We start from the raw sequence: 13135 nt of genomic DNA, 5'->3' as shown, positions 1-13135 counted from the left end.
ACAACTAGTTGACGATGACGCTGTCGGGTACCTCGGTGTCGTTCTTCAGCGCGTCGAACAGCTGCTTCGACTTGTTCTTGTCCCAGTTCTCCGCCGAGCCGCTCGTCACCGGGACCGTCGTGGTCACCACGCCGCCGGAGGAGATGCCGCGCATCGCGATCGCCAGGCCGGCGAGGTTGTGCACGTGGTCGCCCGAGTCCATGGTCAGCGCGTCCGGCGCCGAGGACAGCAGCGGGAAGAAGTCGAACGGGTTGAGCAGCGTGCCCGGGCTGGCGATCTGGCTGACCAGCGCGCCGATGAACTTGCGCTGGTTGGCGACGCGGTCGAGGTCCGACCGCGGGGTCGCGTCGCTGTGGCGCATCCGGACGAAACCGAGGGCCAGGCGGCCGTCGAGCGACTGGCAGCCGGCCTTGATGCTGATGCCGGTGACGGTGTCGTTCATGTCCTTGTCGATGCACATGTCGACACCGCCGATCGCGTCGACGATCTTGGCGAACCCGCCGAAGCCGATCTCCGCGTAGTGGTCGATGTGCAGGCCGGTGGCGCCTTCGACGGTCTGCGCGAGCAGCTTCGGCCCGCCGAGGGAGAACGCCGCGTTGATCTTGTTGGTGCCGTGGCCGGGGATCTTGACCTGGGAGTCGCGCGGCAGCGAGAGCAGCGTCGGCTTGGTGGAGTTGTCCGGCAGGTGCGCGACCATGATCGTGTCGGTGCGCTGCCCGCCGGCGGCCGCCACGTCACCGGTGGCGAGGTTCTCCTCGTCGGCCGCGGTGAGGCCTTCACGGCTGTCCGAGCCGACGATCAGCCAGTTGGTGCCGGCCGCGGCGACCGGGCGGCCTTCGTAGTCGGCGAGCGCGTCGACGCGCTTGATGGAGAACTCGAGGTAGACCCAGATGCCGGCGAGGAACACGACGAACACCAGCAGCAGCGTCATCAGGACGCGGCCGAAGCCCCAGCGGCGACGCCGGCGCGGCGGCCGGGACGGCGGGTAGTCGTCGTCCTGGCGCGGCGGGGGCTGCCGCGGCGGCGGCTGGGGCGGCACGTAGTCCTGCTCGCGGTGGCCCATCGGGCGGGTGCGCTCGTCGTACGGGCTCTGGCCGCGCCCGGGCAGCGGCATCATCTGCGCGCGCTGGTGGTCGCGGGGGCGCCCGGCAGGCGGCCGGGGCGGGGGCATCCGGCGTCCGCCGTCATCGCCACGGTACGTCATCACCCATCACCCAATCCCGATTCGGACAAAACATGTCGTCGTCAGTCAACCGCACGTCCTCGCAAGGAGGACGTGCGGCACCGGGTCGGGGTTGCCGACGGAGGTTACTTGTCGGTCACCTCGTAGCCGAACTGGTGGACCTTGAGGTATCCGGAGCGGAACCCGGCCTCGGAATAGGCCAGGTAGAACTCCCACATCCGGCGGAAGACGTCGTCGAACCCGAACCCGGCGATGTCGGTCCAGCGGTGCAGGAACCGTTCGCGCCACAACCGTAGCGTGTGGGCGTAGTCCTGGCCGAACTCGCGCATCCCGGCCAGCTTGAGCCGGGTGTTGGTGACCAGGCCGTCCTCGATCGAGCGGACCGACGGGATGATGCCGCCGGGGAAGATGTACTTGTGGATCCAGGTGTAGGCGCGCGACGCCGCCATCATCCGGTCGTGGTCCATCGTGATGGCCTGCAGCCCGAACCGCCCGCCGGGGCGCAGCCGCTCGCCGATGGTCGCGTAGAACGCCGGCCAGTAGGACGCGCCGACGGCCTCGATCATCTCGACGCTGACCACGGCGTCGAACTGCCCGCTCGACTCGCGGTAGTCGCACAGCTTCACCTCGACGCGGTCGCTGAACCCGGCCGCGGCGATGCGCTCGGTGGCCAGCGCGCGCTGTTCCTCCGAAATGGTGAGCGACGTGACGACGGCGCCGCGCGCGGCGGCGCGGATCGCGAGTTCACCCCATCCGGTACCGATTTCGAGGACTTCGCTGCCCGCGCGGACCCCGGCGTAGTCCAGCACGCTGTCGATCTTGCGGTGCTGGGCGGCGGTGAGGTCGTCGGCCGGGCCGAACAGGGCCGAGGAGTACATCATCGACTCGTCGAGGAACGTCGCGAACAGGTCGTTCGACAGGTCGTAGTGCCGGTGGATGTTGGCCCGCGCGCCTTCGAGGGTGTTCTCCTCGGACGGCGGCTGGGTGCGCTCGGCGATCTTCCGGAACTTCTGCAGCACCGGCGGCACGAGCGTGGCCATCCGCTCGGCGAACGGCGTCAGCACCTCGGCCAGGTCGGACGCGGTCCAGTCACCGGCCATGTAGGACTCGCCGAAGCCGATCTTGGCGTCGACGCCGAGGCGGTGGAAGAAGGCCTCCGGGCGCAGGATGCGCATTTCGGGCGATTCCGGCCCGCCGTTGCCCAGCACCGTCCCGTCCGGGAAGACCACCCGGACGTCGAGCGGGCGGACCGCGCGGCGGAACAGCGACGCGGCGATCCGCGCGCGCAGTGCGGAGTGCGGCGGGGCGGCCAGCCCCGGCCACCGGTTTTCGTCGGGGACGTCCTGGGCCGACGCGCGGTCGACACTCGAGGTGGTCACGGGTTCTCCCTCCGGCCGGCCTGGTGCGCCGGTGCTCGATCCTAAGCGCCGCACCCCCGCGGCGCGCTTCACTGAATGCCCTGTTCGGGGCGTTGTCACACGGGTATTCGGAGCCGCTGGGGTCCCGGTGCGGCCCACGCCCCCGTGAGTGTTTCGTCGGTGCTCCCGGCGATTACTTCCATTGTGAAAGCAATCGCCAGCCGGGTCCAGACGGAAGAGCGGCGCAGCATGGCGTGACCCTCGTTGGCGATCTCGAACCGGGCAACCCGGGCGGCGACGCCCTCGGCGCGTTCGGCGAAGGCGTGGGACTCGGCCGGGCTGGTCATCCGGTCGCGGGTGCCGTGCACGACGAGCACCGAGCGCCCGGCGACGGCCTCGACCGGCTCACCCCGCGGCGTCCAGGGGGCCAGGGCGCAGACCCCGCGCACCGCCGGGTCGTCGGCGACGCGCAGCGCCACCCGGCCGCCCATCGAGTGCCCGACCAGCACCACCGGCAGGCCGGGGTGGTCGGCGTGGATGCGCTCCAGGGCCCAGCGGGCGTCCTGGATCGGGTCCATGGCGGGGGCGTTCCAGCCGTAACGGCGGTTGCGCAGCAGCCGCACCTCGACGCCGTGCCCGCGGCCCGCCCGGTGCAGGGCGCGCGCGATCGGCACCATCCGCAGGTGGGCGAGCTTCCAGGGCGGTACGCCGCCCGTGCCGTGCTCCGCGCCGCCGTGCAGCACGAGCACGACCGCCTCGGTCCGCCCGCGCGCCGGCCACACCGACACCGCCGGTTCCGCTTCGCTCACCCAAGCCCTCCCACTTGTCCGGCTCCCACAGTCCGGGACCCGCCGCCCGCATCCGGATAAACCTGGAACGGCCACCCGCCTATTCCACCGCGTACCACCATCTTCGCGGTAGATTCGGCGCCCGATCCCCGACGGAAGGGTGGGTGTGGTGAGCACCACGGACATCTCGGGCAGTGTCGCCAAGCAGCTGGCGGACGTCGAGCAGGCCAACGCCGAGGCGGTACGGGCCGCGGCCGATCTGGTGCTGGGGGTGATCCGGGCCGACGCACTGGTCTATACCGCCGGGGCCGGGCACTCGCTGGCGGCCGTCGCCGAGACGTTCTACCGGGCCGGCGGGCTGGCCTGCGTGTACCCGCTGTACCACCCGGAGCTGCTGCCGCTGCACGGCGCGGTGAGCAGCACGAAGACCGAGCGGCGCACCGGACTGGCCGCCGAGGTCCTGGCCGGGCGCGCGCCGGGGCCGGAGGACGTGCTGGTGGTGTTCTCGACGTCCGGGTCGAACCCGTACCCCGTCGAGCTGTGCATCGAGGCGAAGAAGCGCGGGGCGGCGGTCATCGCGATCACGTCGCGGGCGTGCGTGGCGGCGGCGCCGCGGCGGTCGTCGAGCACCCTGGTCGAGCAGGGCACGGTGGTGCTGGACTCGCTGGTCATCCCCGGTGACGCGAGCTACCCGCCGGACGCCCCGCGCACCGCGCCGCTGTCCACTGTGGTCAACGCGTTCCTCTGGAACCTCGTGCTCGCCCAGGTCTACGACCGCGGCACCGCCGAGGGCCTCGACGTCCCGTTGTGGCGCAGCTCCAATGTGGAGGGCGGCGACCAGGCGAACGAGGCACTGCTGGCGAAGTACAGCGCGATCGTGCCGCAGCTGAAGTAGGTCGTGCGGCCGGGCCCGCCTTGACGGGCGTGCCCGGCTCCCCCTAGCGTCGACATACCGACTGGTCGGTGTGCTCAACGACGAGCTGAGGAGACCCCATGGACGTTCCGGCGGTGCACGGCACCTGTGCTCCCGGGTTCGAGCCGGTCCGCGAAGCGTTCGAGGCGAACTTCCGCGACCGGGGCGAGCTGGGCGCGGCGTTCACGGTGCTGCGGCACGGCGAGGTCGTCGTGGACCTGTGGGGCGGGTGGGCCGATCCGGACCACACGCGGCCGTGGCAGGCGGACACCCTGGCCAACGTCTGGTCGACGACCAAGGGCATGACGGCGATCTGCGCGCACCGCCTCGCCGACGCCGGCGACCTGGACGTCGACGCGCCGGTCGCGAAGTACTGGCCCGAGTTCGCCGCGGCCGGGAAGGGCGAAGTCCCGGTCCGGTGGCTGCTCTCGCACCGCTCCGGCGTCCCCGGGATCGGGCTCGAGCGGCCGGTGGCCGTCGAGGAGCTGTACGACTGGGACCTGATGACGTCGCTGCTGGCGGCTCAGGAACCGTTGTCAGAACCGGGTTCCGCGGGCGGGTACCACGCGCTGGCGTACGGCTGGCTCGTCGGCGAGGTCGTCCGGCGGATCGCCGGGCAGGGTGTCCGCGAGTTCTTCGCCGAGCAGGTCGCGACGCCACTCGGCGCGGACTTCTCGATCGGGCTGGGCCCGGACGCCGACCTCGGCCGCTGCGCGACCCTCGTCGACCCGGTGCTGACCGAGGAGATGGCGAACGCGCTGGCCACGGCGTTCGCGGCGGCCGGCCCCGTCGCGCAGGCGGCGTTGACCAACCCGCGGCTGGCGGGCCACCACGCGAACGAACCGGCCTTCCGCCACGCCGTCATGCCGGCCCTGAACGGCCACGGCACGGCCCGCGGCATCGCGACGATCTACGGCGGCCTGCTGGACGGCACGCTGCTCTCCCCCGCCGGCCTGGCCCGGGCGCGGGAAAGCCAGGGCAAGGAGATCGACGCGGTGCTCGGCCTCCCGAACGAGTGGGGCCTGGGCTTCTACCGCGGCAGCGACGCCCGCGGCTTCGGCCCCAACCCCGCGGCCTTCGGCCACGACGGCCTCGGCGGCTCCACCGGCGCCGCCGACCCGGAGAACGGCATCGCCTTCGGCTACACCCTCAACCAGCTGGGTCCCCTGATCCGCGACGACCCCCGCAAAATGGCCCTGGTCACCGCCCTCTACACGTGCGTGAAGAGTCGACACGCGTGATTCAGAGGTCGACACGCGTGATTGAGGGGTCGACACGGCGCTGACACCGTGTCGACCCTCCAATCACGAGTGATGACTCCTCAATCACGCGTGACGACCCTCTGATCACGCCACCGCGGGTTCCTGGTCGGCGAACTGGGTGGCGTGGAGGGTCGCGTAGCGGCCGTTCGCGGCCAGGAGCTCGTCGTGGGTGCCGCGTTCGACGATCTCGCCGTGCTCCAGGACCAGGATCTGGTCGGCGGCGCGGACCGTCGACAGCCGGTGCGCGATGACCAGGGCCGTGCGGCCGGCCAGCGCGTGGGTCAGGGCTTCGCCGACCGCGGCCTCGGACTCGGAGTCCAGGTGCGCGGTCGCCTCGTCCAGCACGACGACCTTGGGCTGCGCGAGCAGCAGCCGCGCGATCGTCAGGCGCTGGCGCTCACCGCCGGAGAGCCGGTAACCCCGCTCCCCCACCGTGGTTTCGAGGCCGTCCGGCAGGGAGTGCACCAGCTCGCCGAGCCGGGCACGCTCGAGTGCTTCCCAGATCTCGTCGTCGGTGACGTCCGGGCGCGCGTAGGCCAGGTTCGCGCGGATCGTCTCGTGGAACAGGTGCCCGTCCTGCGTGACGACGCCGACGGTTTCCCGCAGTGAAGCGAAAGTCAGGTCGCGAACGTCCACATCGGACAGCCGGACCGAGCCCGAGTCGACGTCGTAGAGCCGCGGCAGCAGCGACGCGATCGTCGACTTCCCCGCGCCCGAAGACCCGACCAGCGCGACCATCTGCCCCGGCTCCGCGCGGAACGAGATCCCGTGCAGCACCTCTTCGCCGCCGCGGTGGTCGAGCGTCGCGACGTCTTCCAGCGACGCCAGCGAGTACCGGTCCGCGGCCGGGTAACCGAAGCGGACGTCGGAGAACTCGACCGAAACGCCTTCCGAAGGCGGCAGCACCGAAGCGGACGGCTTCTCCTGGATCATCGGGTCGAGGTCCAGCACCTCGAAGACGCGCTCGAACGACACCAGCGCGGTCATCACGTCGACGCGGACGTTGGCCAGCGCGGTCAGCGGCGCGTAGAGCCGGGTCAGCAGCAGCGCCAGCGCGACGACGGTGCCCGGCGCGAGCTGGCCGGTCAGCGCGAGGTACCCGCCCAGGCCGTAGACCAGCGCCTGCGCGAGCGCCGAGACGAGCGTCAGGCTGGTCATGAACCAGCGGGTCAGCATCGCGGTCCGGATGCCGATGTCGCGCACCCGCCCGGCGCGCACGCCGAAGTCGTCGGCCTCCTGCACCGGGTGGCCGAAGAGCTTGACGAGCGTGGCGCCCGGCGCGGAGAACCGTTCGGTCATCTGCGTCGTCATGCCGGCGTTGAGGTTCGCGGCTTCCCGCTGCAGCCCGGCCATCCGGCGGCCGAGCCGGCGCGCCGGCAGTACGAAGATCGGCAGCAGCACCAGCGCGAGCAGCGTGACCTGCCAGGACAGCGTGAGCATGACGGCCAGCGAGAGCGCCAGCTGGATCGTGTTGGTGACCAGGCCGGACAGCGTCGCGGTGAACGTCCGCTGCGCGCCGATGACGTCGTTGTTCAGCCGGGAGACCAGCGCCCCGGTGCGGGTGCGGGTGAAGAACGCGATCGGCATGCGCTGCACGTGCTCGAAGACCGCGCGGCGCAGGTCGTAGATGATGCCTTCACCGATACGCGCGGACTGCCAGCGCTCGATCAGGCCGAACCCGGCGTCGGCGACCGCCAGGCCGGCGATCACGATCGCCAGCCAGATCACGACGGACAGGTCGTGCCCGCTGACGATCGCGTCGACCACCTTGCCCGCCAGCACCGGGGTCGTCACGGCCAGCACCGCCGAGACGACGGTCAGCACGAGGAAGATCAGCAGTGCCCGCCAGTGCGGCCGGGCGAAGCGGGCGACCCGCTTGAACGTGCCGCGGGTCAGCGCCTTCGGCACGTCGTTGGCGCGCATCGCCGAGCTGAGCAGCGCCCAGGTGTTGTCCACGGGAGACCCCCAGTTCCAAAACCTCTACCAAAGCTGAGGTTTTCTTCGGATATGACCTGGACAACGCGGTCGCCGTCCGATTGCTTCCCGATCGCGTTCACCCGCCGCGAACGACCAGCTGCAGCGCGGCACGCAGCCGCTCCGCATCGGCGCCCAGCGGCGCCAGCAAGAGTGTCTCGGCTTCGCCCGTCGCCGCTTCTCCGGCCCGGCGGACCCGCTCCCCCTCGTCAGTCAACCGGACGAGGCGCTTGCGGCGGTCACCGGGCGCGACCTCGCGCCGGACGAGCCCCTTCGCCTCCAGCTCGTCGACGAGCGCGACCATCGTCGTCCGGTCGATGCCGAGCCGGGCCGCGCCGTCCTGCTGGGACTGCGCCGGACCGTCGCCGAAGAGCGTGAGCAGCGCCAGCTGCCGCCCGGTCACCCCGAGCGGCTCGTACAGCGGCTCGGCCAGCTCGTACAGCCGCAGCTGGGCGTGCTTCAGCAGGTAGCCGAGCCGCCGGGCGACCGCGGGCGGCGGGCCGGTCTCGAGGTCGCTGGACATGCGGGAACTCTACCCCTACCCTGATCGTCAGTCTTGCTGATGATTTCTACGACTGATAATCAGGAGCACACCATGACCACCGTGGGTCTCAAACCGTCCCAGCAGCACGTCGGTGTCGCCACCCTTCGCGAACTCTGGGCGATCGCCGACGACGGCGGCTTCGACGGCTGCTGGGTGTTCGACCACCTCGCCCCGATGGGCCCGGACCGCACGGGCGACATCCTCGACGGCTGGAGCCTGCTGGCCGCGATGGCCGAGGCGACGAAGCGCGTGCGCATCGGCTGCCTGGTGTCCGGCAACACCAACCGGCACCCCGGCACGTTCGCCAAGATCGCGGTGACCGTCGACCACCTCTCCGGCGGCCGGCTCGACGTCGGTCTCGGCGCGGGCGGCGACGCCCTGACCGACACGATGATGGGCACCCCGACCGCTCCGGCGATCGAACGTGTCGAAAGGCTCGCCGAAACCTGCGAAATCCTCCGTCTGTTGTGGACGCGGCCGGCCACCGACTACCCCGGACGGCACTACACGCTGACCGGCGCGCTCAGCGACCCCAAGCCGGTACAGGAGAAGCCGCCGCTGTGGCTCGGCAGCAGCGGCGAGAAGTTCGGCCTGCGCGTGGTCGCCGAGCACGCCGACGTCTGGCTCAACGCGGCCCTTCCCGGCACGGAAATCGTCGAACTGCAACGGCTTTCGTCGGTTCTCGACCGCCACTGCGCCGAGATCGGCCGTGACCCGGCGACGATCCGCCGGGCCGCGCAGTTCCGCGTGCCGTCCGATGCGGACAGTGCGCTGCGGCTCGCGGAGAGCTACGTCGAGGCCGGGTTCACCGAGCTGATCCTGATGCCGACCGGGCACGGTGACGTCGTCCGCGCGTCCGAAGCCGCCGCGAAACTGCTGCCCCGCCTGCGCGACCTCGGCTGAAGCCGGCCGCGGGACCCTCGGTAGCCTGACCTGGTGGAAACGGAGGTGGGCCTGGCGCCCGAGCGGGGGCGCGTGGTGCGGTTCTTCACGGCACCGGCCCATTCCCCGGGGCCTGGCCCGCTGAAGTGGGACCTGGGCTTCTACCTCGGCTGCCTGGCCTTCGCGCTGCCGACCGCGCTCGTCGCCGAGTTCTACGGCTACCGCGTCTGGGGCAACTTCGCGACGGCCGCGTACGGCTTCGGCGCGCTGCACAGCGGCTGGCTGCTGCTGTCCGCACGCAAGGGGCGTACGCCACGCGGCCTACTCGGTTCGCGCTGGTGCGGGATCGCCGCGGTCGCCCTGTTGGCAATGATCCTTCCGTTGGCAGTTCTGGTGATTCGCCGACTGACCGGAGTGGACTGGCTGATCACGCCGTTCTCGTGGGCCGCCCAGCCCGAGGTCTGGGTGATCGAGCGGTCCGCGGATCTGCTGCTGCACCACGGAACCCCGTACGTCGACGTCACCGCGCTCGGCCGGGCGCCGGTGGTAAACGATTACACGCCCTACGGCCCGGTGATGACGGTCTTCGGCCTGCCACGGGCGCTGTTCGGCGGCACCCCGCTGACCGACGCCCTCACCGACGCCCGCTGGATGTTCGCGCTGGCGGCCTGTGCGTGCGTGCTCGGCACGCTGAAACTGCTGAAGTGGCCGCGAGTCCCGGTCGGCGCCGCGCAGCTCGCGCTGGCCTGCCCGCTGACCGCGCTCACCTGGGCCGTGGCCGGCCCGGACCTGGCGATCGTGGGACTGCTGGTGCTCGCGTGCGCACTCGCCGCGACCGGACGCGGTGCCTGGGCGGGTCTTGTGCTCGCGCTCGTGATCAGCGCGAAGCTCATCGTCGCGCCCGCGGCCGCGGTGCTGGCCGTGTTCGTGCTGGTACGACGGGGAAAGGGGCTCGACTGGCCCGCACTGGCGCGGTTCGCGACCGCGCTGGTGGCCACGACGGCCGTGGTGCACCTGCCGGTGTACCTGGTGGATCCGGCGGCGTTCACGGAGCACGTCTTCCGGTTCCCGCTCGGGATGGGTGTCGTGCGATCACCCGCGGCGAGCCCGCTGCCGGGTCACCTCATCGCCGAAACCGGGGCGATCGGCCAGGTCGCGGCGTTCGTGCTGGTCGGCGCCGCGGCCGTGGCGATGCTGGTCTGGCTGGTGCGCCGGCCCCCCGCGAACGGCTCCGGTGCACTGCTGCGCATCGCCGTCGGACTCGGCGCGTTGATCCTGCTGACTCCGGCCACTCGCTACGGCTACCTGGTGTACCCGCTGGTCCTCCTCGGCGGGTACCTGGTGTTCCGCATGGCCGAAGCCGGGACTCGCGGTCCCACTGCGCCCCCCGCGCAGCAGTCAGCGACTACTTCTTCTTGACCCTGGTGGCCCCGCCGCGCCCCCGCAACTGGACCCCGGACTCCGACAGCACCCGGTGGACGAACCCGTAGGAGCGGCCCGTCGACTCCGCGAGAGCCCGGATGCTCGAGCCCTTCTCGTATTTCTTCTTGAGGTCAGCGGCCAGCTTGTCGCGCGTGTTGCCGGTGATCCGCGCGCCTTTCTTGAGATCAGCCACGTCGATCGCCTTCCCGCCGAGAGTGTTCTGGGCCACATATCGGCCCCTGCCGGGGCAATGATCGAACACTGAGCGCCGGAATGCCAGACGACAGCCCTAAAACGGCCGAAACTGCGATCACATTGGGCCATTCCAGTGCCTCACCGGCAGTGATCTTGCACCCGAATGGACGCACGGCTCACGCAAGCTGGACAAGTTCCAGATAGTCCGGCGACCAATGGTCCTCGGTGCCGTCGGGCAGCAGGATGACCCGCTCCGGCTCCAGGGCTTCGACCGCGCCCGGGTCGTGCGTCACCAGGACGACGGCACCCGAGAAACTACGCAAAGCGTCCAGGACCTGGGCGCGGCTGGCCGGGTCCAGGTTGTTCGTCGGCTCGTCGAGCAGCAACACGTTGGCAGCGCTGGAGACCAGGCCGGCCAGGGCGAGCCGGGTCTTCTCACCGCCGGAAAGCGTGCCGGCGGGCTGGTCGAGTTGTTCGCCGGTGAAGAGGAACGAACCGAGGAGGTTCCGCAACTCCTGCGCGCCGGTGTCCGGAGCGAGATGTCGGATGTTTTCCCACACCGACGCATCATGATCAAGAGTTTCGTGTTCCTGTGCGTAATAGCCCAAACGCATTCCGTGACCCGGGACGATGCCGCCGGTGTCCGGGGTTTCCATTCCGCCGAGCAGCCGGAGCAAAGTGGTCTTTCCGGCGCCGTTCAAGCCGAGCACGACCACCTTCGAGCCGCGGTCGACGGCGAGGTCGACGCCGGTGAAGATTTCGAGCGAGCCGTACGACTTCGACAGCCCCTCCGCCATGAGCGGCGTGCGGCCGCAGGGCGCGGGCTCGGGGAACTTGATCCGGGCGACCTTGTCGGCCTGGCGGGTGGCGTCGAGCGACGACAGCATCTGCTCCGCGCGCCGCGCCATGTTCTTGGCCGCCACGGCCTTCGTCGCCTTCGCGCCGAGCTTCGCGGCCTGCGTCTGCAGTGCCGACGCCTTCTTCTCGGCGTTGGCGCGCTCGCGGCGGCGGCGCTTCTCGTCGGTGGCGCGTGCGTCCAGGTACCGCTGCCAGCTCATGTTGTACAGGTCGAGCTCGCCGCGGGTGGCGTCGAGGAACCACACCTTGTTGACGACGTCGGCCAGCAGCTCGACGTCGTGGCTGATCACGACCAGTCCGCCGTCGTGCTGCTTGAGGAACCCGCGCAGCCAGTTGATGGAGTCGGCGTCGAGGTGGTTGGTCGGCTCGTCGAGCAGCAGGATCGTCTCGGACTTGCCGCCCGCGCCGGCCTCGGCCGCGGCGAACAGGATCCGCGCCAGCTCGACGCGGCGGCGCTGGCCGCCCGAGAGCGTCCCCAGCGTCTGGGAGAGCACCCGGTCGGCGAGGCCGAGGTTCGAGCAGATCCGCGCGGCCTCGCTCTCGGCGGCGTACCCGCCCTGCGAGGAGAAGCGCTCCTCGAGCCGGGCGTAGCGGTTGATCGCCTTGTCGCGCTGCGCGTCGTCGACCAGCTCGGCCATCAGGGCCTGCGCCTTCTCCATGTCGCGCATCAGCTTGTCGAGACCGCGCGCGGACAGCACCCGGTCCTTGGCGGTGACCGACAGGTCGCCTTCACGCGGGTCCTGCGGCAGGTAGCCGAGCTCGCCGGTGCGGCGGACGTCACCCGCGTGCGCCTCGCCTTCGCCGGCGAGGACCTTCAGCGAGGTGGTCTTGCCCGCGCCGTTGCGGCCGACGAGGCCGATGCGGTCGCCGGGCTGGATGCGGAGGGTCGCGCCGTCGAGCAGGATGCGCGAACCCGCGCGCAGCTCAAGGCCGGTGGCCGTGATCAAGGAAAACTCCCGGGAAAAGGGGGTGAATGGTGGACAGCGTCAAGCGAACCGGTCGGGTTTGACCGGCGCGACGGCTCACTCCAGAAGGATCTCCACGCAACCAGTGTACGGGGCGGTGTCCACGGGTTTTCAACGACGTGTGCGGGCTCACCCGTCGCGCAGCGTGATCTCCACGTCGAGGGCCCGCGCGGCGGCTTCTTCCAGAATGCTGCGCCGCGGCTCGCCGAGCTCCAGCACGCGCGGTTCGGCGCGGGCGAACAGCGGCGCCAGGCGGCGGTCCGCGCGCAGCTCGTCCAGGGCCCGCCGGTCGCCGCCGAGCACGACGGCGTCCACTTCGGACAGTCGAGGGACGAGCACCTCGGCGGCGTCGGCCGCGGCCGCCTGCAGCGCGTGACGCGCCTGTCCTTCCCGGCGCCGGGCGAAGCGCTGCTGCGACCAGCCACCCGCGGCGGACCGGCCGTGGACGAGGTGCCGGTCGGTGCGGGAGACCTCGATCCGGCCGTCGTAAGCGATACCGACGCTGTGACTGCCGAGCCGCACCAGCAGGAGCGCGATCCGCCGCGGCGCCAACGCGTGCGCCACAAGGCCTTCGAGCGAAGGTACGGTCAAGGGTCCGAAAGGGACGGTCGCGATCGCCGTGGTGCCGTCACCCGCGACCACGCGGACCTCGCCCGGGGTGGCTTCGGTCGTCACGACGCCGTCGTGCCGCCCGGCGAACCGGTCGAACCAGCCGGCGAGGCGGTCCGGCGGGACCTCGACGGCGCGCCCGCCGCCCGCGACTTCCCGTGCCTTCGCCATGGGCACAACGG

General features: G+C 71.1%; 12 protein-coding genes. 4 read left to right on the top strand and 8 right to left on the bottom strand.

Annotated features, from left to right (window positions below):
• Positions 1–4: 4 nt before the first annotated feature.
• The 3 genes from ACIOD2_RS30460 to ACIOD2_RS30450 all read right to left on the bottom strand — a co-directional run bounded on the left by ACIOD2_RS30460 (position 5) and on the right by ACIOD2_RS30450 (position 3350).
• Positions 5–1204: an LCP family protein gene (locus tag ACIOD2_RS30460; protein WP_400545417.1), complete on the bottom strand. Its 1200-nt coding sequence runs from the start codon at positions 1202–1204 to the stop codon at positions 5–7.
• Between the two features lie 104 nt (positions 1205–1308).
• Positions 1309–2562 carry a class I SAM-dependent methyltransferase gene (locus ACIOD2_RS30455; protein ID WP_400545414.1) on the bottom strand — a complete coding sequence of 418 codons (1254 nt, stop codon included), beginning with the start codon at positions 2560–2562 and terminating at the stop codon, positions 1309–1311.
• Between the two features lie 95 nt (positions 2563–2657).
• The gene (locus tag ACIOD2_RS30450; protein WP_400545411.1) at positions 2658–3350 is read right to left on the bottom strand and encodes an alpha/beta hydrolase; all 693 of its coding nucleotides are present in this window, start codon (positions 3348–3350) and stop codon (positions 2658–2660) included.
• Between the two features lie 145 nt (positions 3351–3495).
• Between ACIOD2_RS30450 and ACIOD2_RS30445 the strand changes: the two genes are divergently transcribed.
• Both ACIOD2_RS30445 and ACIOD2_RS30440 read left to right on the top strand, forming a co-directional pair.
• Entirely contained in the window at positions 3496–4224 is a 729-nt protein-coding gene (locus tag ACIOD2_RS30445) for an SIS domain-containing protein (protein WP_400545408.1), read from the top strand.
• Positions 4225–4322: 98 nt separating this feature from the next.
• Entirely contained in the window at positions 4323–5483 is a 1161-nt protein-coding gene (locus ACIOD2_RS30440) for a serine hydrolase domain-containing protein (RefSeq protein WP_400545405.1), read from the top strand.
• Between the two features lie 105 nt (positions 5484–5588).
• On the opposite strand, the gene ACIOD2_RS30435 is transcribed toward ACIOD2_RS30440, so the two are convergent.
• Together ACIOD2_RS30435 and ACIOD2_RS30430 are read right to left on the bottom strand one after the other, a co-directional pair.
• Positions 5589–7460 (bottom strand): ABC transporter ATP-binding protein, encoded by a 1872-nt coding sequence (locus ACIOD2_RS30435; protein WP_400545402.1) that lies wholly within the window; start codon positions 7458–7460, stop codon positions 5589–5591.
• 97 nt (positions 7461–7557) lie between these two features.
• A complete protein-coding gene (locus ACIOD2_RS30430) occupies positions 7558–8001 on the bottom strand; it encodes a MarR family winged helix-turn-helix transcriptional regulator (protein ID WP_400545399.1) in 444 nt (147 codons plus the stop codon).
• A 72-nt stretch (positions 8002–8073) separates the two neighbouring features.
• On the opposite strand from ACIOD2_RS30430, the gene ACIOD2_RS30425 reads away from it, so the two are divergent.
• Both ACIOD2_RS30425 and ACIOD2_RS30420 read left to right on the top strand, forming a co-directional pair.
• Positions 8074–8925 carry an LLM class flavin-dependent oxidoreductase gene (locus ACIOD2_RS30425; RefSeq protein ID WP_400545396.1) on the top strand — a complete coding sequence of 284 codons (852 nt, stop codon included), beginning with the start codon at positions 8074–8076 and terminating at the stop codon, positions 8923–8925.
• A gap of 72 nt (positions 8926–8997) precedes the next feature.
• Positions 8998–10323, top strand: coding sequence for a glycosyltransferase 87 family protein (locus ACIOD2_RS30420; RefSeq protein WP_400546198.1), 1326 nt, complete (start codon positions 8998–9000; stop codon positions 10321–10323).
• Here the strand turns inward: ACIOD2_RS30420 and ACIOD2_RS30415 are convergent.
• The 3 genes from ACIOD2_RS30415 to ACIOD2_RS30405 form a co-directional block, all read right to left on the bottom strand.
• On the bottom strand, positions 10310–10519 hold the full coding sequence (locus ACIOD2_RS30415) for a helix-turn-helix domain-containing protein (protein WP_003071237.1): 210 nt from the start codon (positions 10517–10519) through the stop codon (positions 10310–10312). The genes ACIOD2_RS30420 and ACIOD2_RS30415 overlap by 14 nt on opposite strands.
• A 178-nt stretch (positions 10520–10697) precedes the next feature.
• Positions 10698–12326, bottom strand: coding sequence for an ABC-F family ATP-binding cassette domain-containing protein (locus tag ACIOD2_RS30410; RefSeq protein WP_400545393.1), 1629 nt, complete (start codon positions 12324–12326; stop codon positions 10698–10700).
• Between the two features lie 147 nt (positions 12327–12473).
• Positions 12474–13124: an acVLRF1 family peptidyl-tRNA hydrolase gene (locus ACIOD2_RS30405; RefSeq protein WP_400545390.1), complete on the bottom strand. Its 651-nt coding sequence runs from the start codon at positions 13122–13124 to the stop codon at positions 12474–12476.
• Positions 13125–13135 lie beyond the last annotated feature (11 nt).

The sequence above is a fragment of the Amycolatopsis sp. NPDC088138 genome, assembly GCF_044741685.1.
GTDB lineage: Bacteria > Actinomycetota > Actinomycetes > Mycobacteriales > Pseudonocardiaceae > Amycolatopsis.
This window is presented reverse-complemented; position numbering and strand designations above follow the sequence as displayed.

Bases quoted from the DNA above. Each gene is read 5' to 3' on its own strand.
- ACIOD2_RS30430 (WP_400545399.1), bottom strand. From the start codon at position 8,001: ATGTCCAGCGACCTCGAGACCGGCCCGCCGCCCGCGGTCGCCCGGCGG.
- ACIOD2_RS30440 (WP_400545405.1), top strand. From the start codon at position 4,323: ATGGACGTTCCGGCGGTGCACGGCACCTGTGCTCCCGGGTTCGAGCCG.
- ACIOD2_RS30425 (WP_400545396.1), top strand. From the start codon at position 8,074: ATGACCACCGTGGGTCTCAAACCGTCCCAGCAGCACGTCGGTGTCGCC.
- ACIOD2_RS30405 (WP_400545390.1), bottom strand. From the start codon at position 13,124: ATGGCGAAGGCACGGGAAGTCGCGGGCGGCGGGCGCGCCGTCGAGGTC.
- ACIOD2_RS30460 (WP_400545417.1), bottom strand. From the start codon at position 1,204: ATGACGTACCGTGGCGATGACGGCGGACGCCGGATGCCCCCGCCCCGG.